Here is a 24,385-nt window from a genome sequence, read left to right on the forward strand (position 1 = left end):
GGCGGCACCGTTAAGGGCCGCCCTGTTATGTTGTTACTGCTTTATTTCTACTAACGCACGCTTCTTACCCCTGCTGTGCGCTGCAGGCTTCAAGCGAGTTGGCAAGCTGGCGCAATAGCTGGTCGTAAAGTGTTGGGCCAATCGGCAATTCAACACCCAAGGGGTCAATCACACCCATCATGGCAGGCGTGTCACCAAACACAATTTCTACCATATCCGGGTTGAATTGAGGCTCGCTAAACACGCATTGAATGGCGTTTTCCTGTACATGCTGCTGAAGCGCTTCGATACGCGCCGGGCTGGGCTTGGAAGCATCGCCCAAGGAAATGGCGCCTTCCGACGGCACCTTGAAGCGATGTTCGAAATACTGGTAGGCATCATGGAACACCACAAACCGCGGCGCTGGCTGCGCGGTTAGCTGCTGTTCGAGTTCATTTTGCAAATCCAGCAAGTCAGCTTTGGCCTGGGTTGCGTTGGTCTGATACTGGTCGGCATTCTCCGGGTCCAGCATGCTTAACCGGCGAGCAATGGCATCCAGCCAGAGACGTGCGTTCTCCGGATCAAGCCAGCCGTGCGGGTCTTCCCCTTCGTGACTATGGCCGTGATCATCATGGCCGTGGTCGTCGTGGCCATGGTCGTCGTGATCGTCGTGATCGTCGTGATCGTCGTGATCGTCGTGATCGTCGTGATCGTCGTGATCATGAACTGAGGTCGACTTATCGCGATATTGCAATACCTGTGTCTCTTCCAGCGCCATCAGCTCCAGGTGCTCAGCCTCTGAGGCTAACGAGGCCAGCGGGCTGGCTAACCAGGGCACCAGGTCATCGCTGACCCAAACCACAAGTTCAGCATTATCCAGCGTTTCTGCTTCCGAAGGGCGCAGCGAATAACCATGCGGAGACGCACCCTGCTGCATGAACAGCTCAGGCTCTCCCAGGTCACCCATCACCTTGCTAACCAACGAATGCACCGGAGGAAGATCCACGGCAACTTTCGGCACATCGGCCAGCGCAGCCAATGGAAATCCCACCAGTAACGGCAACGTCATACGGACAAGCGGTTTTTTCATTAAAAGCACTCCTTTTAAGCGGTTTCATTTCATTGTGTCGTTCAGCACTTGGCACCCATGCAACATATGTTATAACATAACAATAAAGCAACCCGGAGGCCAACATGCCCACGCGTTTTACCGCGCCAGAACCGCTTGTTTCAGTGACGGACTATTCAACGACACCAGCTTCCCCACTGCTGCAGGCAGAGCAGCTAGGGGTTCGTTTCGGGAAACAGCGCGTGCTGGATAATATCAATCTAGTGCTTGAGCGCGGTCGGATTGTCACGCTGATCGGGCCCAACGGCTCCGGTAAATCCACCCTGGTCAAGACGCTGGTGGGGGCCATCAAACCAGCGGCCGGGCGAATTATACGTGCCCCTGACATCAGGATCGGTTATGTCCCCCAGCGCTTGCATCTGGACCCCACCCTGCCAATGACGGTACGCCGCTTCGTTAACCTGCCCAGACGGCATGCCAGCCGCGACATTGCCGAGGCGCTGGAACAGGCGGGTGCCGGGCATCTGTTAAATGCTGCCATGAACCACCTTTCCGGCGGCCAGCTTCAGCGTGTTCTGCTGGCCCGCGCATTGCTGACCCGCCCGTCACTACTCCTGCTTGATGAAGCCACTCAGGGGCTGGATCACCGTGGCGTGGCCGATTTCTATCAGCGCATTGAACAGATCCGCCAGCGCTCTCAATGTGCCGTCTTGATGGTCAGCCATGACCTGCATGTCGTGATGCGCGCGGCCGACCATGTTATCTGCCTGAACGGGCATATCTGCTGTGAGGGGCAGCCTGACAAAGTCGCATCATCGCCCCAGTACCATGAGCTTTTCGGCGATCAAACCGCCAGTACCCTGGCCTTTTATCGCCATCAACACGCAGAACATCACGATAAGGAGACGCTACGCCATGCTGGATGATTTTATGTGGCGTGCCGCACTGGCCGGGCTGGGCGTTGGGTTGGCCGCCGCGCCGCTAGGGTGTTTTGTCATCTGGCGACGGATGGCCTACTTTGGTGATGCCACGGCTCACGCCGCCATTCTGGGGGTAGCCCTGGCCCTTTTGTGGAATATTTCGATCTTTGCTGGCGTTGTCTCTATCGCCTTGCTGATGGCCATCAGCGTCTCGACACTGAGTGGCAAAGGCTATGCCATGGACACCTTGCTGGGTGTGATGGCTCACTCCGCTCTGGCCATCGGCTTAGTGGCTGTTTCCTTTGTTGCAGGCGTGCGAATCGACCTGCATGCCTATCTGTTTGGTGACATTCTCGCCGTAGGGAAAACCGATCTGGTGGTTATCTGGTCCGGGGCCATGCTGGTCATCGGCCTGATGGTATGGCGCTGGCAGGCGCTGTTAACCGCCACACTGAATGAAGAACTGGCCTATGCCAGCCACATTAACCCACGCCGTGAACAGCTGGTCCTGACCATCGCCCTTGCCATTGTGGTGGCCGTGGCGCTTAAGGTGGTCGGCGCGCTTCTGATTGCTGCCCTGCTGATCATTCCCGCTGCAACGGCGCGCCCCTTCAGCCGCACCCCCGAACAGATGGCCTTGATCGCCGCCGTGATTGCCATGGCTGCCACCACCGGCGGGCTTCGCGCTGCCTACACCTTTGATACCCCGACAGGCCCCACCATCGTCAGCCTGGCCGCGATGTTTTTTGTGCTCAGCACCCTGGCTTCCCAAGGCTGGCAACGCCTGGCCCGCCAACGCTGAACGCGCACAACCGCTTCATATCACGTTTATTATTATAAGGTTCCAATGCCATGACCGATCTCGTTAACCCACTTCCCGTTACGGTGCTTTCCGGTTTTCTGGGGGCCGGTAAAACCACGGTGCTCAATCATATCCTCGCCAACCGCGAAGGTCGCCGCGTCGCCGTGATCGTCAATGACATGAGTGAAATCAACATTGACGCCGCCATGCTGCGCGGCAATGCTGAAAGCGAGCAGGATGTATCCCTGAACCGCCGTGAAGAAAAGCTGGTGGAAATGAGCAACGGCTGCATCTGCTGCACCCTGCGCGAAGACCTGCTGATTGAAGTCAACCAGCTGGCCAGGGACGGTAAATTCGATTATCTGGTGATCGAATCCACCGGAATTTCGGAGCCGCTGCCAGTGGCGGAGACCTTTACCTTTGAAGGCGAAGATGGCCAGAGCCTTTCCCAGGTCGCCCGGCTGGATACCATGGTCACCGTGGTCGATGGTGCCAATTTCCTGGCCCAGTACCGCGAAGCCCAAAGCCTGGCCGAGGCCGGTGAAAGCCTGGGTGAGGACGACGAGCGCAACGTCGCGGACCTCCTGGTCGACCAGATCGAATTCTGTGATGTGCTGCTGGTCAGCAAGACCGACCTGATCAACGAAAACGAGCTGGCCGCGCTGAACGCCATTCTGCGTTCGCTTAACCCCGAGGCCGAGATCGTGCCGATCACCCAGGGCCAGGTGTCACTGGATAAAGTGCTGGATACTGGCCGGTTCAGTTTTGAACGGGCGCAACTCGCCCCCGGCTGGCTCAAGGAAATGCGCGGTGAGCATGTGCCGGAAACCGAAGAATACGGCATTGCAAGCTTCGCCTATCATGCCCGTCGCCCCTTTGACCCGCAGAAATTCCACGACCTGCTGCATGCCGACTGGTTCGGCGAAGGGCTATTACGCTCCAAAGGGTTTTTCTGGCTGGCCACCCGCCCGCAGATTGCCGGGCAATGGAGCCAGGCTGGCGGTATCGCCCACTACTCACCAGCAGGCGTATTCTGGAAGGCGATCCCCGAGGCCAACTGGCCGGACGATCCGGAATACCGGGGCTACATCATGGAAAAATGGCAGGAGCCCTTCGGTGATATGCGCCAGGAACTGGTGTTTATCGGCCAGAATATGGATAAAACACGCATGATAGAAGCGCTGGACAACTGCCTGCTCAGTGAGGAACAAGTGCTCGACGGCATGGAAGCCTGGCGCCAGCTCCCCGACCCCTTCCCCGCCTGGGAGTAAGTGTTAAGCGTCACCCCAGCACAACGTTAAAGGGCGCCTTATCGGCGCCCTAATAGAACTCAGCCTGCTGAAGTACCTTACCAGACACGATTCTCTTGATCGGCGGAAAGCCGAGATAACGCCGTGGAAGACAGCCAATATCTCAAAAGCCACGACCTGAATATAGTCGCTTCACGACACCAGATAGATGAATTACCCAAAGCTAAGCGTTAATCGCTCAATAACCTAAAAAAAAGTGTAATGAATGTGCCTGCCAGAACACTATTACCTTGAGACACATTGCTGCGAAATAAAACGCCTTGTTGGCGTAGCGGTATTTAGCAGCATCCATAAAGGAAAGGAGATAATCATGTTACTTACCAATGCAATTAAAAAAATCAGTGTGCTGGGTATATTAATGGCACTTGCTGCTAGCCCTACCGCCTTTGCAAATAGTTCTATTGAGATTAATCAAGACCGCTCAGTAGGAAATATCATCCAGGCCTCGTCAGAGAGGACATCAGGCCCTGCTAGCTATTCACTCAAAGAACTCATGTACGACAAAGGTGACCGTCAATCCGACCAGGACTTTTTAAACAGTGGAAGTGATTCCATTAGTAAACATACAACTAATTTTGATATAGCGGATTTAAAGCGTGAAACCGGTGGTGGTGGCGGTGATCATTACTAAAGGTATGCCGTAACGATCTGCCATTAATGGAAAGGGGCGCAGTGCAAGCTTGCGCCCCATTTTTTGGCCAAGATGTCAAGAAATTCGTGTTGTCTGCTTTACATAGCAACCTCTGTTAAAGGTCAACCTTTGAGCTGGCTTCTTTATTCTCCGACATTAGCTTCTTATCGTTCAATAACCTAAAAAAAAGTGTAATGAATGTGTCTGCCAAAACACTATTACCTTGAGACACATTGCTGCGAAATAAAACGCCTTGTTGGCGTAGCGGGATTTAGCAGCATCCATAAAGGAAAGGAGATAATCATGTTATTTACCAATGCAATTAAAAAAATCAGTGTACTGGGTGTATTAATGGCACTTGCTGCTAGCCCTGTCGCCTTTGCAAATAGTTCTATTGAGATTAATCAAGACCGCTCAGTGGGAAATATCATTCAGGCCTCGTCAGAGAGGACATCAGGCCCTGCTAGCTATTCACTCAAAGAATTCATGTACGACAAAGGTGACCGTCAATCCGACCAGGACTTTTTAAACAGTGGAAGTGACTCCATTAGTAAACATACAACTAATTTTGATATAGCGGATTTAAAGCGTGAAACCGGTGGTGGCGGGGGTGATCATTACTAAAGGCATGCCGTAACGATCTGCCATTAATGGAAAGATGAAGTGGCTCTCAACATCTGGACAGGTACCTAAGCTCTTACTAATCAATTCTATAAGGAAAGGAATCATAATCAATAAACGCAAGTAATACAGTACCTCATTCAACTCAATTATAAAACCGCGCTGGCCGCCTTAAAGGCAGCCAGCGCGGTTTTTCACGCTTATGAAAAGCAATAGCAGCTTTCACTTCCCTTAAGTGCTCTCCCAGCTCGGCGCGTTCCGCCATTAAACGCTGACGAAAAAAGGCCAGCTGCGCGGCATTCATATAATCCGTCTCAGGCATCGCCCGAATATCGGCTTCGCTTAACTCGGTATCTGTTTGTTGAACCTGAACGCTTGCCTGTGCTTTTTCCTGTACCTTTTCCTGTGCTTTTTCCTGTACTTCTGATGGTGACATGGATTGACCCTTAGCCTTATTGAACGTTATAACATAACATATGATATCTCATTACCCGACTGCTTAGCGATCCATAATCTTCAGGAGCTTTTCATGCCGCCTCTTGCTGCCTTTCAACCTATTCTGCCGGAACATGCCGCCGCTGATACGGATATCAGCGTTTTGCCGCGTATTTTTGAAGATGCCTGCAACATTGCCATTCTTCAACGCCACCTTCCTGCCGACATTGCCTTGAGCGCCCAGGCCCAATGCCAGACACAGCGCCCCTGGCAATACAGCTGGCTAGGCAGCCCGGATGAAACCTTCACGGCAGACCTGCGCCGCCAGCTGCCCGCGCCGGAGGCCGCCACGCCGCTGCTGGAGGATATGGCGACCATTGCTGAGGCCATCGCCTTCCTGTTCGATACCGAAACCGTCGGGATTCGCTTGCGCTTGCTCAACAGTGCCATGTGCCCGCGTTTTCACTGCGATAATCTGCCGGTACGCATGGTGACGACCTACCACGGCCCCGGCAGTGAATGGCTTCCAGAATACGCAGTGAACCGTGCTGGATTGGGCGCCCCTAACCCGAACCGCCCGGAAATTGTCACCGACGATAGCGCCATTCAACGCCTGGCGGCGGGTGATATTGCCCTGATCAAGGGAAGCGGCTGGGAAGGCTGTGAGGAACACGGCCTGGTGCACCGCAGCCCCGCCATGACAGAAGGTGAAACACGCCTGTTAATGACCATCGACCCCGCCTGACGGGGTTGCCTGACTTTATTAACCAGCGCCAGCTGAACGCTGGCGTTACACACAGGCTGAGCCCCGGTAACATCCTCTACCGCCATCCTTTCTGAAACGCTATCACTTATTGCACTTGTTGCATTCCTCTGGTAAATTTAATGATAATGCTTATCATTACTTAAAGAGGTGAAATATCATCTGCAATGAAAGACTCCTCTGAAACCCTCTTTGGCGCTACTGCTGCAAACAAACCGGGTGCGCCTGTTGACGGCGAGATGCCAGCCAACGAAGCCCACAGCGAGCAGCTATTGGGGGACGCCGGACAATTGGTGATTATTCACCAGCAAAAACGCTACCTCTTACGTCGCACCAAAAGCGGCAAACTGATTCTGACAGCCTGATCACACATTTCATGCATTAGCCAGCCAGGCCCTGCGGCCCAGCCAGCGAAGCGATATCGCCTCCTGAAGGTTGGAACCCTGGCCCATGAAAACGACAGCATTTTCCACTCATCTGTTAACTCCGTTCACCACGCTGATGCTATGCGCCCTCAGCAGCCCGCTGCACGCACAAACCACCAGCCAGAACGGGACAACACCTCCCCACACCGATGTCGAACAGCGCCAACTATTCGAACAGCGCCAACTATTCGAACAGCGCCAACTATTCGAACAGCGCCAACTGAAAGCGATCACGGTTACCGGCACCCGCGCCCCGACCGATATCACGCGAGCGCCCTTGATGATTGATGTGATCGACCGCGATGATCCGGCGTTAGCGACGGCAAGCCGGATCGAAGATATTTTCAGCCAGCAGCCCGGCCTGCATGTTGGCGGTCAGGGGCGACGCAATGGCCAGACGCTGAGCTTGCGTGGTTTCAGCCGTGATGGCGTGCTGGTTCGCCTGGACGGTGTTCGCCAGGACATTAATACGGGTCATGTGGGTAACTTTTTCCTGGATCCTGGTTTGATTCAGGAAGTGCAGGTTGCCCGCGGTGCGTTATCCAGCCTGTATGGCAGTAATGCCATGGGCGGGGTGGTGAGTTTCACCAGCGTGGATGCCGAGGATCTGCTTGCACCAAGTGAACAACAGGGCATGCGTTTTTCACTGGGCGGCGCGACGGCCAGCAAAGAAGGCCGTGCTGCGGTCACCGCATTCGGCAAGCGCCAGAACCCCAATGGCCAGTGGGATGGCCTGATCTCGCTGGGGCGCAGTGAATCCGGCGATATTCGTCGTGCCGGGGGCCAGGAGGCCGAAGACGATGCCCGCTTGGATAGCCTGCTGCTAAAGGGCGGCTGGGAACCTAACGCTCAGCATCGCTGGTTTACCCAGTGGCAGTACTACCACGAAGACAGCACTCAGCCCGCCAACCCGCAGCAGCTGCAGAGTTCCGAGAGTAACCCGTTACGCTCGCGCGAGGTGGAAAGCCATAACGCGCAACTGGGGCACCGTTGGTCGCCCGGTGCTGACACACAAATCACCACCCGCGCCAGCCTGAGCAGCCAGCAGATTGACGACCCGCAAGCCAACCGTGAGCTGGAACGCATTGGCCTGCAGAGCGATGGTTATCACCGCCTTGAGCATGGCTGGCTGAGCCAGACGCTGGTATTCGGCGCTGAACTGGAGCAGGCCCGCCAGCGCCCGTCGGGAAATGCTAACGGCTTTCCCAGCGCCGATATCGACACCCAGGCGCTGTACCTGGATAACACCTTCACGGCTGGGCGCTTTATGAGCGATGGCGGTGGTGGTGAATTCGACCTTGGCCTGGGTGCCCGCTATGACCGCTACGATGCCAGCGGTCAAGACCAGCAAAATAGCGTCCATGACCGCACCTCACCGCGTATTCGTCTGGCTTGGCGCCCCAATAATGGCCTGATGCTTTACTCCGGCTATGCCCAAGCCTTTCGCGCCCCATCACTGTCGGAACTGTACGCCAACGAGCGTCATTTCGGCGGTTTCTGCATGGGGCCTGGGCGCTGCATGCCGGATAACTTCTGGGTACCTAACCCCGCGCTTGAACCGGAAACCAGTTACAGCTGGGAAAGTGGCCTTGTCTGGCAGTTACCGGACTGGCAACTACGTGCCAGCTACTTTGATACCCGCGCTGATGACTTCATCGATTCCAACGTCGACCTGCAGGCCGGCACCACCCAGGCCGTCAATGTCAGTCGCGCTCAGCTATGGGGGTTTGATGCCCGCGTCAGCTGGCAGCCGCTGGATCAGCCCTGGCAAACCCAGTTAGGCCTCTCGGAAGTTTCCGGCAAGGACCGTAACACTGGCGACCCGCTGGGCAGCCAGACACCGCTGGAACTCACTCTGGGCGGCAGCCTTGCCCTTACCGGTGACGACATTCGCCTGGGCTGGCAGGGCCGCTTCGCGAATGCTTACGAAAAAGCCGGTGGCGAGGAACGTCTATCCGGCTATGGGCGCCACGACCTTCACCTGAGCTGGCAGGTCATGCCGCAGCTTGAAGCCGCACTGAGACTCGCCAACGTCGCCGACAAAGTCTGGTACCGCCCGGATGGCAGCCTTGGCGATGGCCGCAGCCTGCTCACCAGCATCCATTGGCAATGGTAATAACCACCCCGATCAGGAGATTCAGCATGACACCATCAAGCCAACACATCGCGATTCTGGAAGCCTTTGATGCCGCACGTCTTGCCAATCCGCGTTTGAACGCCATCCGTATTGCCGAGCAGTTGGGCATCAGTGAAGGAGAACTGCAGGCCGCCAGAGTTGGCCGCGATGTCTGGACGCTGCCCCTGACGCCCAACGCGCTGGCTGAACGCTTCTCTACCCTGGGGGAGGTGAAATGCCTGACCCGCTCATCATTGGCCGTGCTTGAGCAGAACGGCACCTACCCGACCCTCAGCGGTGGCCAGCATGCCGGGCTGTTGCTCGACCCCGGTGGCCTTGATCTGCGCCTGATCTATAGCCACTGGTACTGGGCATGTCTGATTCGTGATCTGATGCCCGATAAAAACGACACGCCCGATGAAACAGACACACCCGCTGCACGCTGGAGCCTGCAGATTTTCAACCAGCACGGCCAGGCCATGCACAAGGTGTTTGCCCATAAGGCCAACCCGCAAACCCTGGCACCGCCCGATAGCTGGGAAACGCTCTACCAACAGAGCAGTGACGATGTTCCCGCTTTTACGCAGCGCTCGCCCCAAGTGACGCGCCCATTACCTGACGCCCCGACACTGGCCAGCGAATGGGCCGCCATGAAGGACGTTCACCAGTTCTTTGGATTACTCAAACGCCACCATCTACGCCGCCTGGAAGCCAATACGCTGATGCGTGGCCACTACACTCACGCCCTACCCACCCATGCGCTGGAGACCCTGCTGCGCCAGGCCAGCCAACAAGTGCTGCCATTGATGCTGTTTGTGGCCAGCCAGGGCTGCGTGCAGATTCGTACCGGCACCCTGCCGACCCCGTTGCGCGCCGGTGGCTGGCTGAACCTGTTTGGCGATACCTTTACGCTACATTTAAACGACACGCAGATAGCATCGCTGTGGGTGGTGGAAAAACCTAACCGCGACGGTGGTGTCACCAGCGTGGAAGCCTTTGATGAAGAAGGCGATCTGATCCTGCAGATTTACGCCGAACGCCAGGAAGGCCGCCGTGAACGCCAGCCATGGCGCGACCTACTGGCGGGGCTTTCACGTCAGGAGGCCGTGGCATGAAGCGCCCCTGGAAACTGGTGGTGATCAGCTGGCTGTGTGCCAGCGTGCCAGATGCACACGCCGATGAACGCTGGATAGCCATCGGCGGTGATATCGCCGCTATTGTCGCAGAACTGGACGCTGACGCCCCTCTGGTCGCTCGTGATGACACCAGCCTATATCCGCCGCCGGTGGCCGAACTGCCTTCAGTGGGTTACCTGCGCCAGCTATCAGCGGAAAGCGTGTTATCGCTCTCCCCCACGCGAATCCTGACCAACCAGTACGCAGGCCCTGATGAAGTGCTGGAACAACTGGACGCAGTGGGCGTCAGGTTGGATATCATCCCCAGCCCCCACCAACTCAATGCCATTGCAGGTAAAGTGCGCGACGTGGCCCGACGGATCGGCCAGCCAGCCTCAGGGGAAGCGCTGGCAAAGCGCATTGAGCAACAGCTGAACACGCTCGCCAACCAGCCCGCACTGCCCGCCACCCAGGCCGCTTTTTTACTCAGTCACAGTGGCGTTACTCCACGCCTGGCGGGAGTTGGCACCGGTGCGCATGCCATGCTTGAAGCCGTCGGGCTTAACAACGCCTTTGCCGATATGCAGGGCTACCAGGCGGTGGGTGCCGAAGCGCTGGTTCGTCAGGCACCGGCGCTGATCATCGCCTCTCAGCGGGGGTTGGAAGCCATCGGCGGTGAAGAAGCGTTATGGGCGTTGCCCGGTATGGCACTGACACCCGCCGGAAAGCAACGGCAACTGGTATTAATTGACGACCAGGCGCTGCTCGGGTTTGGCCCCCGCGCCCCGGAACAACTGCTTGAGCTGCGTGCTGAGCTGAACCGCTTGCTCATCGCAGAAGAGGGTCCCTCCTTATGAATACCCTGTCGCTGAGCCGTTACCGACGCCCAGGCTCGCCAAGCCGTCAGACGCGGATTCTGGTAGGGCTTTCGCTGGCACTGATTGTCGCTTTACTGGCAGGGGCTTCTACCGGCGCGCTTGGCGTCTCCCCCTGGGCACTGATCAGTGGCGGGCTTGAACCCATTGCCCAACAGGCCTGGTGGCAGCTGCGTCTGCCTCGCCTGTTACTCGGTGTGCTGGTGGGGGCCATGCTGGCGAGTAGCGGTGCGGCCATGCAGGGCCTGTTCCGCAACCCTCTTGCCGACCCGACCCTGCTGGGCCTGGCCAGCGGCGCCGGGTTATTTGTCGCGCTGTGGATTGTGGTGCTGCAAGGCATCGCACTGCCTCGGGCGGGTGTCAGCCTCTATGGCCAGTTTATCGCCGGGTTTCTGGGCGCGTTGGCAGTGTGCGTTATTGTCTTTGCCATCGCCCGGCGTCAGGGTGGCGGTAGCGGAGCGGTGATGACATTACTGCTGGCAGGCCTGGCGATTAACACCCTGGCCGGCGCCGCTGGCGGCGTACTGGCATTTATCGCCAGTGATGAACAGCTGCGCCAGATCAGCCTCTGGGGCATGGGCACCTTAACCGGCGCACTCTGGCGAACCGTCGGCCTGGCGCTGCTGCTGATTCCGCTGGGGCTCTGGTGGCTATGGCGCAGCGCCGGGGAGCTTGACCTCCTTCAACTCGGCGAGGCCACGGCACACGCCGCAGGGCTGGACACCCCACGCCTCAAGCGGCGCATCATCATCGCCACGTCATTAGGTGTCGGGTTAAGCGTCGCACTGACCGGCGTGATCGGGTTTCTGGGGTTACTCGTCCCCCACTGCCTGCGGTTATGGCTCGGGCCGGGGCACCGTCTGCTGATTCCCGCCTCCATGCTGGGTGGCGCCCTGTTATTGGTCATTGCCGATACGCTGGCGCGAACCCTGGCCATGCCTGCCGAGATTCCCGTTGGCCTGCTGACCAGCCTGCTCGGCGGCCCCTATTTCCTGTATCTACTGATGCGCCGGAGCGCCACATGCTGACACTTCATCAAGCGGGCCTGAAGACGGTGCCCGCCCTGCACCCTCTGGATGGCACGGTGGAACCGGGGCAGCTGCTTGCCATTGTTGGCCCCAACGGCGCGGGCAAAAGTACCCTGTTGAGCCTGCTCTCCGGCTTTCGCCCCTGTGAGCTTGGGCATATCACCCTGGATGGTACACATCTCAGCCAATGGAAGATCGACGCCCTTGCCAGCCGCCGCGCTCTGGTCGCACAACAGGAAATCCCTGGCTTTGCCTGGCAGGTGGAGGAACTGGTTAGCCTGGGTAGCGCGCCAGGCCCCGCGCTGCTGGCGGAAGTGCTGGATGACTTGGACCTGATTCACCTCGCCAAGCGTTCGGTACTATCGCTCTCCGGCGGTGAACGCCAACGGGTAATGATTGCCCGTGGCGCCTGCCAGCTGCTGTCTCGTCGCACGGAAACCACCAGAGATGGCGGCCTGCTGCTGCTTGATGAACCCACCAGCGCCCTGGATATCGGCCAGCAGCAACGCCTGATGCGCCAACTGCGCCGCTGGGCCATTCACCACCGCATGGCCGTGGTCTGCGTACTTCACGATCTTAACCTTGCCAGCCTCTTCGCCGACCGTGTGTGGCTTCTGCACCAGGGCAGACGCATCGCCCAGGGAACGCCATCACAGGTACTCACCCCTGAGGTCATCGCCAGCACCTATGCCGCCCAACTGCAAACGGTGACCGCCGGGCAGACGCAGCTATTGGCGTTAAGGCCTTGAGGCCATTACAGGAAAGCTAGCAGAAGGAAGATTCCCCAAACAGGGGGGTGACGTCGACAGGGCAGAGACCGCCTCCCCTGTCAGCATTTATGTTAGATAAGTTCCATTTACCGCACCTCAGCATCAGCTGGATCAGCGCTCATACCCAAAGGCCGTAGGGACAACCGGTGTTAAGCCTTCCGCCCGCATTTGCTCGCGCTCCTCCACCGGGGGAGGTGGCGGGAAGTCTAAGCCGCGTTCGATCATCTTATCGCGCAGCTGGATAAACTGACTGCGATCATCATCTGGTTGCAGATTATTCAGCTTATAGTGAACGATCCAGGCCGTGGTGACCCCATTATTCATTCGAAAATTGGGTTCTGAACCTTGTTCAAGAAGATAGAGGGCGATATCCGGCTTGGTGCCTGTGGTGCTGTGAGCAAAGGGGCTGTAACCGGTGCCGTTGTGGGTGCGGAAATGCAGATCAGCGCCCCTTTTTACCAGTAGTTTGACGTGATCCAGCGTGCCCATTGTGATGGCATCAAACAGCAGCGGGTTGTCGTCTTCAGCACCCTCATTGGGTGACAGGCCACCGTCCAGCATGGCTTCCAGAAAACGCGTATCCGGTGACCCCAGGGCAAGGCCCAGCGGCGTACGTGCACCGCCTCCTTCAACTGACCCCGCATCAGGATGCACGCCGAGTTCCACCAGGGTACGCACCGCATCGGGGTTCTGTTTCAGCATCGCAAACCACATCAGGGTGATCTGGTTGTTGGCACGGGCGTGAAGGTCAACGCCCTGTTCGGCACCCTGGCGCAAGGCAGCCATGTCATTACGTTCAATGGCCTCAGCCATTTCAAGCGGCGGGCCGCTGAAAAACTCGCTGGCGGGATAGGCGCGGTCATCGGCAAACGACCCTACTGGCCAGCCGACCATCACTAAACTCACAGCGAGTAGCAAGGCAATCATCAGGCAGCGTGATCGTACGGGGAGTAGTTCCATCTGGGTAAAGCTCCTTGTTGGTGGTCGGTGGTTAGCGTGACACAGACTTTTAATCAATGGCGTTTTGTTTGGAACAACACCTTCATCTAATACGGTAAACCCCAACAGAACCGCCTGTATTTGCATCAATATCAACTTGCACCATTGACTGATCTTCATCTAGTCGAAACGTGACGCCAATAACATCAGGCGAACTATCTCGAGATGGCTCAAACCAACAGAATGTTCCACTCACTTCCTTTTCACCGACCATAACTTGATTGTTAACTCTGAATTTCTCTCGACCACTGGCATCCAAAAAGAGCAACGAATTATTTGAGTCCGAATCATCATTCTCCTTCAATACTGCAATAGTTCGTCTATTTGGCACGACGACAGCGAGCAACCCATGTTTGCATTTGAAGATCAATCGCCTGCCGTCAGCATCCCACTCTAGCTCTATTACTTTTTCTGGATTCCAACCTAATGAAATCATTTGAGCAGCTGTCATAGCCTCATCTATCACCTTGCCGTCTCTACGTATTTTCTTGAAATTAGTTATAGAAGTCATTCCACTACTCCAAAGGCAATAGTTTTGGGTTACCAATCATTTTCAGGGATCGTTGATCCAAGAATTCTACCTGCCTAACTCCGCCACTATAATTTCCCAGTGGTCCAGTAAACCCGCTATTTAATTTTTGGGCTGCGGTCGTCTCGACTGTAATCGCATATGAAACATCTGGCTTAAACTCTTCCAAAATCACAAGCTTATCGCGTGCAAATTCCTGACTTGGAATATTTTCCGGAGTCGCAAAGCCACCAAACGCTGGTTTTCCTTCCATCAAAGCTTGGGCTTGTCCTGCATTAACTACCATCTGATACCGAGTTCCGCTTGGAACGATTTCAGTGTTTACTTGTGTTCCTTTCAGCCAAGCCGGTTTATTTCCAGCCGCGATCATTGTTTCATTTACCGCTTCAGCGCTTCTGGTTTGAAGTAGCCTCGTGGTCTGCCTGCCTACCACCTTACGCACAAACTTCGGCAGGCTCGCTGCTACGCCGCCTGCGCCAAAGACCATTGTCTGATTTTCCAGTACGACCCGCATGCGCACAAGGTCAGCTTCGTCTCGCTGCCCGGCTTGCTCCAGGGCATCCGCATGGGCGAGTTGTTCTCGGTTGCTCTCGCTGATGTGGGCTAAGTGGGCTGCAGGAGTCGTCGTAAAAAACGCTTTGACCTCGTCGCCCATCTCGTGCAGGATCGCTTGAGATTCTTCGTCACCCATCAGGGCTTGACCGGCTACCACCCCAATCACCACGGGAGCGGTCACCGTGTCGATCACAATATCGCTCAGCGCTTGACGAGCAATGCTCGTTATGCGGTCTCTTTCGCCATTTCCCCACTGGGTCGCTGTATGGTGGTAGTAATGAAAGATATCACGGTCACTATTATCAAGATCCCCCCAGGTCAGAAATTCATAATAAAGCAATGAACGCTCAAATTGACACGCTTCGCGACTGCCAGCCCAATAGTGACAGGCGGTTTCCAAGGCCTCATTGCGCGATCGGCGTAAGGTAAAGATCGCCTGCCGCTCTTCTTCCAACGCCTGGCGCTCAGATTCCGAGAGGGCTTCCCCATCGCGCTCAAGCTGTTGGTCGATCTCTTGAATGCGCTCTGCACCAGGCCTGCTACGCGCGGAAAGCCCGGCCGTGCTGGTGCTTTGACTCACCTCAACCACACCATCCTCAAAGCACGGCGAGTTAGCGGACGAGTCTCCCGCAAGGGCACTTGCTGTCGGGTCTGTTGGCATATCAGACCCTGCAAGGTTGCTGAAATCTGCGCCTAAAACGCTATGCACCACTGGTGTTTTCTCGCGCTCAACCGCAGTAGCACTCAGGCCGTTGGTCAGAGGTGTTACCCCGGCGCCACCGGCCACCTGGGAAGGGCTTGCTACCCGCATCTTAGACGTTAATTGAACATGCCGGTCGTAAGCATCCGGCTGAAAGCGGTTAGCTTGCTGCGCCCCGTTGAGCCAGCCCTTGGTGGCCTCTGGGAAGCCGGTAGACTTAAGCGTGGGAGAAAAATCCCCACCCAACACGCCTCGGTCGGGTGTGTACATACCTGCCCGAAAGTCACTCTGCTTGGACGTCAGGCGGCTAGGCGACAGTTTCGCTTGATTAAGTGATGCCTGGCTATTGCCCACCTCCTGCCACCCTGCCGGGGCCGGTTGACCAGGGCTATGCAGGTGTTCAAACAGCCCGTAATGCTCTTGGGCGACAGTATTCGCCCTTAGCCGCTCAGCCGTTGCCTGCAATTCGGTTTGCTGAGCGGAGTTGGCGGGCATGCGGTTGGCTTCTTGCTGAGCAGCCACCACCCGCTCCTGGCGGCACTGCATAAACTAGGCTTTGTCATCAAGTGCTGATTGATCGGCCTGCTGCAAGATATCTTCAATCGACGGCCCTGAAAATCCTCCTTCTACGGAGGACTGGCCTTGCCCTTCTATTCCATCGCTACCCCAGATGCCGTTAGAGGAAGATTCGCCACCGCCGTAGGGGCCATCGCCGCCGTAAGGGCCACCATTACTAGCGCCGTTTCCTGCACCGCCGACATTAGAGCTGGTGCCCGTCTCTCCACCTGGCAAACGTTGATCAAACGGGCCGCCGTTGAGCGGTTCATCGCTGCCCACTATGTTGCCTTCAGCATCCAGGGTGGGCATGTGCGGTAGCCTGGCGGCGTAGTGGAAAGCCTCCTGCTGATCACGGATGGCATTCATCAGGCGCTGCTGAACGCTCTCGCCTTCTTCACCAAAGGGGGTTAACAGGGCAGCGACCATTAAACCGGTGAGCAGCATGTACTCAACAGTTCCGGCACCTTTCTGCCGGTAAAACCGACGAGGATTGACCAATACATTACGCTCAGGTGGTTTACTGCCACCCGGCGCGTTGCTTCCCTGCAACGACTTCTTTTTCATCCGTGTTTCTCTTTATGTTAGATAAGTTCCATTTACCAGGCCTTAGCATCAGCTGGATCAGCGCTCATACCCAAAGGCCGTAGGGACAACCGGTGTTAAGCCTTCCGCCCGCATTTGTTCGCGCACTTCAACCGGGGGAGGTGGCGGGAAGTCTACGCCGCGTTCGATCATCTTATCGCGCAGCTGGATAAACTGACTGCGATCGTCATCTGGTTGCAGATTATGCAGCTTATAGTGAACGATCCAGGCCGTGGTGACCCCATTATTCATTCGAAAATTGGGCTCTGAACCCTGTTCAAGAAGATAGAGGGCGATATCCGGCTTGGTGCCTGTGGTGCTGTGAGCAAAGGAGCTGTAACCGGTGCCGTTATGGGTGCGGTAGTGAATATCGGCGCCCCTTTCTACCAGTAGTTTGACGTGATCCAGAGTGCCCATGGTGATGGCATCAAACAGCAGCGGGTTGTCGTCTTCGGTGCCCTCATTGGGCGATAGTCCGCCGTCCAGCATGGCCTCCAGAAAACGCGTATCCGGTGACCCCAGAGCAAGACCCAGCGGCGTGCGTGCGCCACCTCCTTCAACTGACCCCGCATCAGGATGCACGCCGAGTTCCACCAGGGTACGCACCGCATCGGGGTTCTGTTTCAGCATCGCAAACCACATCAGGGTGATCTGGTTGTTGCCACGGGCGTGAAGGTCAACGCCCTGTTCGGCACCCTGGCGCAAGGCCGCCATGTCATTGCGTTCAATGGCCTCAGCCATTTCAAGCGGCGGGCCGGTGAAAAACTCGCTGGCGGGATAGGCGCGGTCGTCGGCAAGCGCAACTACTGGCCAGTCGACAGCGAGTAAACTCACAGCGAACAGCAAAGCAATCGTCAGGCAGCGTGATCGCACGGGGAGTAGTTCCATCTAGGTGAAGCTCCTTGTTGGTAAGCAGTGATGCGCCGAGTATGCTGATATTAGCAAACTAGTAACAGCGAAAGACTATTCATTTATCCACGGTAGCTCATGCTTATTCCCAACTTGATAATAAGCGATGATACTCATCTTTGATAGAACCTAAGTTCTTGATATGATCACCTCTTAAACTAATTTCACTGTCAATCGTTTTATAACGACTAGACACCGAACAAAATACATTTTTAAGGTCATTACCATTCTCCGCCAATTGCCCTAACCTACAGCCTGCTACCCAGCTTGTTACATAATCACCACCGTCTAATGGGGATTTTTTAAAGTATTCCCAAGAGCGAGGGTGAGCAATTTTCGGGTAGACCCTATAAAGACCCACCTGTTCATCAAACTCAACAATACGGTCATCAAATCTTCCTGTACCGTTCCAGGCTTTTAAAGCCGATGGATTAACCTGATCACTGAAAGGATACATTAAAATGGTCAATCGTTGGGGTAAGCCAGCGACCGACTCTGGTGGCAACCCTACATCTTCATATGGAACACCTATTAACACGCCACTATTTTCATCCATCCCCTCTTCAGGTATCAATGCTGAAGAAACAGACAAAAAATAGTTATGAGGTATCGATAACACTGCATCTCCTAATGTCACTTCTTTGGCATTATTTTCTTTCTCAGCTACCGGCTGATCACAACCCAGCAACCCAAAAAACAACACAAACATTACTAATAATCTAATCATTTAACTTTCCCTCAAGGTGTAGTATCGCAGCCTTTACACCACAAGCCGCTATAAGAAGCAGCATCAAAAATGGGCTGGACCCACACACCACCTTCGGCAGGAACATGAACAAAAACAATTTCATGAGTGCCTCCGAAAAGTCGATCAGGAATACCGTAGTGACGAAAAACCCCATGGTGATAGTTCGCCACTTGTTTCGGGCTTAAAAGGTTGGGTATTCCCTTCTTATCCTTATCAACGAAAGCGACGTGAGCATTAACCAATTCCTTTGCTAGTTGCTCCATTGACACGCCAAGTCCATTATCAGATATATACGATTCTAGTCTCCACCATGTATACGCTGCTAAAAACCGATCTACTGAACTTGCATCTTCAAACTCAGGGTCCTTCCAGCCAATCAATGCCGTTCTGGCAACGGGATCACCCGCCTGATGACGAGAGCGCCAGAACTCTACGTATTTACCTTCTTCAGCGAGTGCTCGCTCTGCATCAGTAATAGGTATTCCCTCTTGTGCACTTTCTTCTCCTTCCAGCCCGACGTGGCTGTCGTTCATATCAGTGGTTGAACAAGACTGATTAATGGTGGTACCCAACCCAGCCAGGTCACTTAAGTCAACGCCTAAAACGCTATGCCCTGCCGTGACATTTGCATCATCGCCTTCAGTCGCAGTAGCGCTTAGGCCACTGGTCAGAGGCGTAACACCAACCCCACCAGTTACTTGTGAAGGACTTGCTACCTGCACCTTAGCAGCTATTTGAACACTACGGTCGTAAGCATCCGGCTGAAAGCGGTTAGCTTGCTGTGCACTGTTGAGCCAACCCTCGCTGGAAGAGGGAGAGCCCGTGGCCGTTAGCGTGGGAGAAAAATCCCCACCTAACACGCCCCGGTTAGGCGTGTACATACCTGCCCGAAAGTCACTCTGCTTCGACGTCAAACGGCTAGGCGACAGTTTCGCTTGATTAAGTGATGCCTGGCTATTGCCCACATCCTGCCACCCTGCCGGGGCCGGTTGACCAGGGCTATGCAGGTGTTCAAACAGCCCGTAATGCTCTTGGGCGACAGTATTCGCCCTTAGCCGCTCAGCCGTTGCCTGCAATTCGGTTTGCTGAGCGGAGTTGGCGGGCATGCGGTTGGCTTTTTGCTGAGCAGCCACCACCCGCTCCTGGCGGCACTGCATAAGCTGGGCTTTGTCATCACGCGCTGATTGATTGTTTTCTTGCAGCACTCCGGCGCGATATTGGCGTAGTAGTCAAAATCTCCCGATGCAGCCAATGGGATATCGGCCTTATGCCCCGACGCGACTGGCTCAAAAGCTGCCCCCCCGACGCGGGTTTTGCGCCCACAGGTACAAAAGCCAGAAGCGCTGCCAACGGCAGCGCAGAAGACCCGTCAGGAAAGTTTGAAGCCGTAGAATCATGAGGAAGGAACGACTGGCCAGCTCGTGATGGGTCCATCATTCACTTTCCAAAAATCGAGCTCTCCGAAACGTCCATCTTCTGTGAGGAGCAAAGTGGCAACAATGGGAACCCCGTCGTCATCCTCAAACTCGTAGGAAGCAACGGAGCGTACGCGACAGCCCGCAAGACAATAATCAGCGCGGATCGATCCCATCCCAGGGTTCACGACCCAAACACGCTGTTTAGCAGGCAAAGAAAGCTGTACACCACCGATTAGCGCCAAAAAAGCAATAAGCCCTTCCTCTTTTGGATCAATTTCCCTCATGAATCCGTCCTATATTCACGGTGCCATCTGGCAATTTGAAAGCGTTATACTGTAGCCGGACGCCATCAACGACGATGTTGCGCTAAAGCAGTGAAGAGCACACCGGGTATCTCCGCCTCTGAGATGCCTTGCTGGGCGAGTTCAGAACCGTGTTCACCAACAATGTGGCGCAGCCCAGCATTTGAATCCCCGTTTCCAGCCAAACTGTCCGTCCATTTATGTTGCGGATGTCGACAACTTTTTCGGGGGTGATCTTGATTACTCTCGCCGCTAGATCATCGATCAGCTGTGCCCTATTTGGGGCAACAAAATCGCCGATACGAGCCAGAGAGGCGACACTTATTTCCGCACCATCGAAAACGTGCACCTTGCCCGCCTGCGCGAACCAAGTGCCGGTATACGTGAGATTTACACTGGTTGTCTATAGTGCTCGGGCGGCAAACGCCAGATCAGGAGTTTGTCCGCCTTGCTGCAGCGCCACAACATGATAGCTAATTCGTGACCAATCATCCTGCACAGCAAAGGCTGAGAACGACCAGAATACCGCGAATAGCAGCACGATAAAGAAGCGGATTATGCGGCAGAGCAAGGTCATTTAAAAGCAGCTAGTTCTAACGCGACCTCCAATTTAATCTGACTTTGCTTCTTCAGGCCCTTTTTGTACTCGGAGACACTGATCGTATCAAAAGCCTCAATCCGGTCATCAGACATTTCTATGTGACAAACAGTGGCACCATTCACCAGCAAGTTACAGGTATGATAGTCTGAGAGCTTGTAGCCACTCAAAAAATAAGCGCTTTCAACGGTACCGATCTCTCGATGAAGCAAGCTTAGCAATCTAGGATTCCCTCCTTCTTCCAGAAGATACCGAGCCCCTTCCTTCAGTTCCTTTCTGTACTCTTCTTCAACTGCACTGCCGATCAATTTCATCTGACACTCCCCGGGGTTGCTGTAACCAAGTTTCCGAACCTATCCGTCATAACCGTCATTGTGGAAGTTGTCTGGAAGCTATTGAATTTGTCGGTTCCAATTGCGCGACCTAAATCAATCTCTCGGACATATAAGGTACCATGCTCCGCACTGTCCAATGTCCTCGTAACAGGTGTGTTCACAACCTCTGGACTTTGAAGCGTGGTTCTCAGATCGCTCTGCGAAACGGTAAACTGGCTTGCATTTCTGTCAGGATTGAAGTGCCTGCCCACCACATGTATCCATCCACTACTGCTGTCGCCGGTTGCAAGATTAATACGTGACTGAACTCGGCCCGGAACGTTGGACAGTGCTTCATTCCCATCACCATCACTCCCATCACCATCATTCCTATCACCATCATTGCCATCCGCTTCGGCACTCCCCCGCCTTTTTACCACCCTAATCAGCCATGTCGGCAGATCCGCTGCTAGTTTGACTGCGCCAACGCCCGAGGCCGCCTGCATACCAAAGATCACCGGGTGGTTTTGCAGTATGACCCGCATACGCACAAGGTCGGCTTCATCTCGCTGCCCGGCTTGCTCCAGGGCATCCGCATAGGCGAATTGTTCTCGGATGCTCTCGCTGATGTATGCTGCAGGGTTGTCCTTAAACGCTTTGATCTCGTCGCCCATCTCGCGCAGGATCGCTCGGAATTCTTCGTCATCCATCGCGTAGGCTTGACCGACTAACCTCCCAATCACCAAGGGAGCGGTCACCGTGTCGATCACAATATCGGTCAGCGCTTGACGAGCAATGCTCGTTATGCGGTCTTGTTCGCCATCTCCCCACAAGGTCGCTGTATGGCGGTAGTAATGAAAGATCTCACCGTCAAGATCATTAGGTTCCCCCCAGGTCAGAAATTCATAATAAAGTAATGAACGCTCAAATTGACACGCTTCGCGACTGCCAGCCCAATAGTGACAGGCGGTTTCCAAGGCCTCATTGCGCGATCGGCGTAAGGTAAAGATCGCTTGCCGCTCTTCTTCCAACGCCTGGCGCTCAGATTCCGAGAGGGCTTCCCCATCGCGCTCAAGCTGTTGGTCGATCTCTTGAATGCGCTCTGCACCAGGCCTGCTACGCGCGGAAAGCCCGGCCGTGCTGGTGCTTTGACTCACCTCAACCACACCATCCTCAAAGCACGGCGAGTTAGCGGACGAATCTCCCGCAAGGGCATTTGCTGTCGGGTCTGTTGGCATATCAGACCCTGCAAGGTTGCTGAAATCTGCGCCTAAAACGCTATGCACCACTGGTGTTTTCTCGCGCTCAATCGCCGTAGCACTCAGGCCGCTGGTCAGAGGTGTTACCCCGGCGCCACCGGCCACCTGGGAAGGGCTTGCTACCCGCATCTTAGACGTTAATTGCACATGCCGGTCGTAAGCATCCGGCTGAAAGCGGTTAGCTTGCTGCGCCCCGTTGAGCCACCCCTTAGTGGCCTCTGGGAAGCCGGTAGACTTAAGCGTGGGCGAGAAATCCCCACCCAACACGTCTCGGTCGGGTGTGTACATACCTGCCCGAAAGTCACTCTGCTTGGACGTCAGGCGGCTAGGCGACAGTTTCGCTTGATTAAGTGATGCCTGGCTATTGCCCACATCCTGCCACCCTGCCGGGGCCGGTTGACCAGGGCTATGCAGGTGTTCAAACAGCCCGTAATGCTCTTGGGCGACGGTATTCGCCCTTAGCCGCTCAGCCGTTGCCTGCAATTCGGTTTGCTGAGCGGAGTTGGCGGGCATGCGGTTGGCTTCTTGCTGAGCAGCCACCACCCGCTCCTGGCGGCACTGCATAAACTGGGCTTTGTCATCAAGCGCTGATTGATCGGCCTGCTGCAAGATATCTTCAATCGACGGCCCTGAAAATCCTCCTTCTACGGAGGACTGGCCTTGCCCTTCTATTCCATCGCTACCCCAGATGCCGTTAGAGGAAGATTCACCACCGCCGTAGGGGCTATCGCCGTAAGGGCCACCATTACTAGCGCCGTTTCCTGCACCGCCGGCATTAGAGCTGGTGCCCGTCTCTCCACCTGGCAAACGTTGATCAAACGGGCCGCCGTTGAGCGGTTCATCGCTGCCCACTATATTGCCTTCAGCATCCAGGGTGGGCATGTGTGGTAGCCTGGCGGCGTAGTGGAAAGCCTCCTGCTGATCACGGATGGCATTCATCAGACGCTGCTGAACGCTTTCGCCTTCTTCACCAAAGGGGGTTAACAGGGCAGCGACCATTAAACCGGTGAGCAGCATGTACTCAACAGTTCCGGCACCTTTCTGCCGGTAAAACCGACGAGGATTGACCAATACATTACGCTCAGGTGGTTTACTGCCACCCGGCGCGTTGCTTCCCTGCAACGACTTCTTTTTCATCCGTGTTTCTCTTTATGTTAGATAAGTTCCATTTACCAGGCCTTAGCATCAGCTGGATCAGCGCTCATACCCAAAGGCCGTAGGGACAACCGGTGTTAAGCCTTCCGCCCGCATTTGTTCGCGCACTTCAACCGGGGGAGGTGGCGGGAAGTCTACGCCGCGTTCGATCATCTTATCGCGCAGCTGGATAAACTGACTGCGATCGTCATCTGGTTGCAGATTATGCAGCTTATAGTGAACGATCCAGGCCGTGGTGACCCCATTATTCATTCGAAAATTGGGCTCTGAACCCTGTTCAAGAAGATAGAGGGCGATATCCGGCTTGGTGCCTGTGGTGCTGTGAGCAAAGGAGCTGTAACCGGTGCCGTTATGGGTGCGGTAGTGAATATCGGCGCCCCTTTCTACCAGTAGTTTGACGTGATCCAGAGTGCCCATGGTGATGGCATCAAACAGCAGCGGGTTGTCGTCTTCGGTGCCCTCATTGGGCGATAGTCCGCCGTCCAGCATGGCCTCCAGAAAACGCGTATCCGGTGACCCCAGAGCAAGACCCAGCGGCGTGCGTGCGCCACCTCCTTCAACTGACCCCGCATCAGGATGCACGCCGAGTTCCACCAGGGTACGCACCGCATCGGGGTTCTGTTTCAGCATCGCAAACCACATCAGGGTGATCTGGTTGTTGCCACGGGCGTGAAGGTCAACGCCCTGTTCGGCACCCTGGCGCAAGGCATCCATGTCATTGCGTTCAATGGCCTCAGCCATCTCAAGCGGCGGGCCGCTGAAAAACTCGCTGGCGGGGTAGGCGCGGTCGTCGGCAAGCGCAACTACTGGCCAGCCGACAGCGAGTAAACTCACAGCGAACAGCAAAGCAATCGTCAGGCAGCGTGATCGCACGGGGAGTAGTTCCATCTGGGCAAAGCT

At 55.5% G+C, this 24,385-nt stretch carries 25 protein-coding genes; 12 read left to right on the plus strand and 13 right to left on the minus strand.

Going from position 1 to position 24,385, the window contains the following annotated elements; translation table 11 throughout:
* Positions 1-64: 64 nt before the first annotated feature.
* Complete coding sequence (locus ACU6TU_RS13395) at positions 65-1,069, minus strand: zinc ABC transporter substrate-binding protein (RefSeq protein WP_447141896.1); 1,005 nt, start codon at positions 1,067-1,069, stop codon at positions 65-67.
* Between the two features lie 104 nt (positions 1,070-1,173).
* On the opposite strand from ACU6TU_RS13395, the gene ACU6TU_RS13400 reads away from it, so the two are divergent.
* From ACU6TU_RS13400 to ACU6TU_RS13420, 5 genes are all read left to right on the plus strand, one after another.
* Positions 1,174-1,974 carry an ATP-binding cassette domain-containing protein gene (locus ACU6TU_RS13400; protein WP_447141897.1) on the plus strand — a complete coding sequence of 267 codons (801 nt, stop codon included), beginning with the start codon at positions 1,174-1,176 and terminating at the stop codon, positions 1,972-1,974.
* Positions 1,964-2,770, plus strand: a complete 807-nt coding sequence (locus tag ACU6TU_RS13405) for a metal ABC transporter permease (protein WP_447141898.1) — start codon at positions 1,964-1,966, stop codon at positions 2,768-2,770. Before ACU6TU_RS13400 ends, ACU6TU_RS13405 begins: the two co-directional genes overlap by 11 nt.
* A gap of 50 nt (positions 2,771-2,820) precedes the next feature.
* Positions 2,821-4,041, plus strand: coding sequence for a zinc metallochaperone GTPase ZigA (zigA, locus tag ACU6TU_RS13410; RefSeq protein ID WP_447141899.1), 1,221 nt, complete (start codon positions 2,821-2,823; stop codon positions 4,039-4,041).
* A 349-nt stretch (positions 4,042-4,390) separates the two neighbouring features.
* Positions 4,391-4,711: a hypothetical protein gene (locus tag ACU6TU_RS13415; RefSeq protein ID WP_447141900.1), complete on the plus strand. Its 321-nt coding sequence runs from the start codon at positions 4,391-4,393 to the stop codon at positions 4,709-4,711.
* 303 nt (positions 4,712-5,014) lie between these two features.
* On the plus strand, positions 5,015-5,335 hold the full coding sequence (locus ACU6TU_RS13420; RefSeq protein WP_447141901.1) for a hypothetical protein: 321 nt from the start codon (positions 5,015-5,017) through the stop codon (positions 5,333-5,335).
* 142 nt (positions 5,336-5,477) lie between these two features.
* Here ACU6TU_RS13420 and ACU6TU_RS13425 read toward each other — a convergent pair whose 3' ends face one another.
* Positions 5,478-5,768, minus strand: coding sequence for a hypothetical protein (locus ACU6TU_RS13425; protein WP_447141902.1), 291 nt, complete (start codon positions 5,766-5,768; stop codon positions 5,478-5,480).
* Between the two features lie 93 nt (positions 5,769-5,861).
* Between ACU6TU_RS13425 and ACU6TU_RS13430 the strand changes: the two genes are divergently transcribed.
* The 7 genes from ACU6TU_RS13430 (at position 5,862) to ACU6TU_RS13460 (ending at position 12,838) form a co-directional block, all read left to right on the plus strand.
* Positions 5,862-6,512, plus strand: coding sequence for a DUF1826 domain-containing protein (locus ACU6TU_RS13430; RefSeq protein WP_447141903.1), 651 nt, complete (start codon positions 5,862-5,864; stop codon positions 6,510-6,512).
* Positions 6,513-6,697: 185 nt separating this feature from the next.
* Complete coding sequence (gene hemP, locus ACU6TU_RS13435) at positions 6,698-6,895, plus strand: hemin uptake protein HemP (RefSeq protein ID WP_447141904.1); 198 nt, start codon at positions 6,698-6,700, stop codon at positions 6,893-6,895.
* An 85-nt stretch (positions 6,896-6,980) separates the two neighbouring features.
* Positions 6,981-9,071, plus strand: a complete 2,091-nt coding sequence (locus tag ACU6TU_RS13440; RefSeq protein WP_447141905.1) for a TonB-dependent receptor domain-containing protein — start codon at positions 6,981-6,983, stop codon at positions 9,069-9,071.
* 26 nt (positions 9,072-9,097) lie between these two features.
* Positions 9,098-10,186: a ChuX/HutX family heme-like substrate-binding protein gene (locus ACU6TU_RS13445; protein WP_447141906.1), complete on the plus strand. Its 1,089-nt coding sequence runs from the start codon at positions 9,098-9,100 to the stop codon at positions 10,184-10,186.
* Complete coding sequence (locus ACU6TU_RS13450) at positions 10,183-11,043, plus strand: heme/hemin ABC transporter substrate-binding protein (RefSeq protein ID WP_447141907.1); 861 nt, start codon at positions 10,183-10,185, stop codon at positions 11,041-11,043. Before ACU6TU_RS13445 ends, ACU6TU_RS13450 begins: the two co-directional genes overlap by 4 nt.
* Positions 11,040-12,089 (plus strand): FecCD family ABC transporter permease, encoded by a 1,050-nt coding sequence (locus ACU6TU_RS13455; protein ID WP_447141908.1) that lies wholly within the window; start codon positions 11,040-11,042, stop codon positions 12,087-12,089. Before ACU6TU_RS13450 ends, ACU6TU_RS13455 begins: the two co-directional genes overlap by 4 nt.
* Positions 12,083-12,838, plus strand: coding sequence for an ATP-binding cassette domain-containing protein (locus ACU6TU_RS13460; RefSeq protein WP_447141909.1), 756 nt, complete (start codon positions 12,083-12,085; stop codon positions 12,836-12,838). Before ACU6TU_RS13455 ends, ACU6TU_RS13460 begins: the two co-directional genes overlap by 7 nt.
* A 132-nt stretch (positions 12,839-12,970) precedes the next feature.
* Here the strand turns inward: ACU6TU_RS13460 and ACU6TU_RS13465 are convergent, their stop codons facing one another.
* The 11 genes from ACU6TU_RS13465 to ACU6TU_RS13515 form a co-directional block, all read right to left on the minus strand.
* Positions 12,971-13,819, minus strand: coding sequence for an ankyrin repeat domain-containing protein (locus ACU6TU_RS13465; protein ID WP_447141910.1), 849 nt, complete (start codon positions 13,817-13,819; stop codon positions 12,971-12,973).
* 82 nt (positions 13,820-13,901) lie between these two features.
* Positions 13,902-14,369, minus strand: a complete 468-nt coding sequence (locus ACU6TU_RS13470) for a hypothetical protein (RefSeq protein ID WP_447141911.1) — start codon at positions 14,367-14,369, stop codon at positions 13,902-13,904.
* 4 nt (positions 14,370-14,373) lie between these two features.
* Positions 14,374-16,164 carry a hypothetical protein gene (locus ACU6TU_RS13475; RefSeq protein ID WP_447141912.1) on the minus strand — a complete coding sequence of 597 codons (1,791 nt, stop codon included), beginning with the start codon at positions 16,162-16,164 and terminating at the stop codon, positions 14,374-14,376.
* A gap of 27 nt (positions 16,165-16,191) precedes the next feature.
* On the minus strand, positions 16,192-16,764 hold the full coding sequence (locus ACU6TU_RS13480) for a hypothetical protein (RefSeq protein WP_447141913.1): 573 nt from the start codon (positions 16,762-16,764) through the stop codon (positions 16,192-16,194).
* Positions 16,765-16,821: 57 nt separating this feature from the next.
* Entirely contained in the window at positions 16,822-17,670 is an 849-nt protein-coding gene (locus tag ACU6TU_RS13485; protein WP_447141914.1) for an ankyrin repeat domain-containing protein, read from the minus strand.
* 103 nt (positions 17,671-17,773) lie between these two features.
* Positions 17,774-18,418 carry a hypothetical protein gene (locus tag ACU6TU_RS13490; RefSeq protein WP_447141915.1) on the minus strand — a complete coding sequence of 215 codons (645 nt, stop codon included), beginning with the start codon at positions 18,416-18,418 and terminating at the stop codon, positions 17,774-17,776.
* Between the two features lie 11 nt (positions 18,419-18,429).
* A complete protein-coding gene (locus ACU6TU_RS13495) occupies positions 18,430-19,644 on the minus strand; it encodes a hypothetical protein (RefSeq protein ID WP_447141916.1) in 1,215 nt (404 codons plus the stop codon).
* A 188-nt stretch (positions 19,645-19,832) separates the two neighbouring features.
* On the minus strand, positions 19,833-20,141 hold the full coding sequence (locus ACU6TU_RS13500) for a DUF6984 family protein (RefSeq protein WP_447141917.1): 309 nt from the start codon (positions 20,139-20,141) through the stop codon (positions 19,833-19,835).
* Positions 20,142-20,732: 591 nt separating this feature from the next.
* A complete protein-coding gene (locus tag ACU6TU_RS13505; RefSeq protein WP_447141918.1) occupies positions 20,733-21,071 on the minus strand; it encodes a hypothetical protein in 339 nt (112 codons plus the stop codon).
* Positions 21,068-23,467, minus strand: a complete 2,400-nt coding sequence (locus ACU6TU_RS13510; protein WP_447141919.1) for a hypothetical protein — start codon at positions 23,465-23,467, stop codon at positions 21,068-21,070. Before ACU6TU_RS13510 ends, ACU6TU_RS13505 begins: the two co-directional genes overlap by 4 nt.
* Before the next feature lie 57 nt (positions 23,468-23,524).
* Positions 23,525-24,373 carry an ankyrin repeat domain-containing protein gene (locus ACU6TU_RS13515; RefSeq protein ID WP_447141920.1) on the minus strand — a complete coding sequence of 283 codons (849 nt, stop codon included), beginning with the start codon at positions 24,371-24,373 and terminating at the stop codon, positions 23,525-23,527.
* Positions 24,374-24,385 lie beyond the last annotated feature (12 nt).

The organism is Halomonas sp. LS-001 (assembly GCF_052983955.1).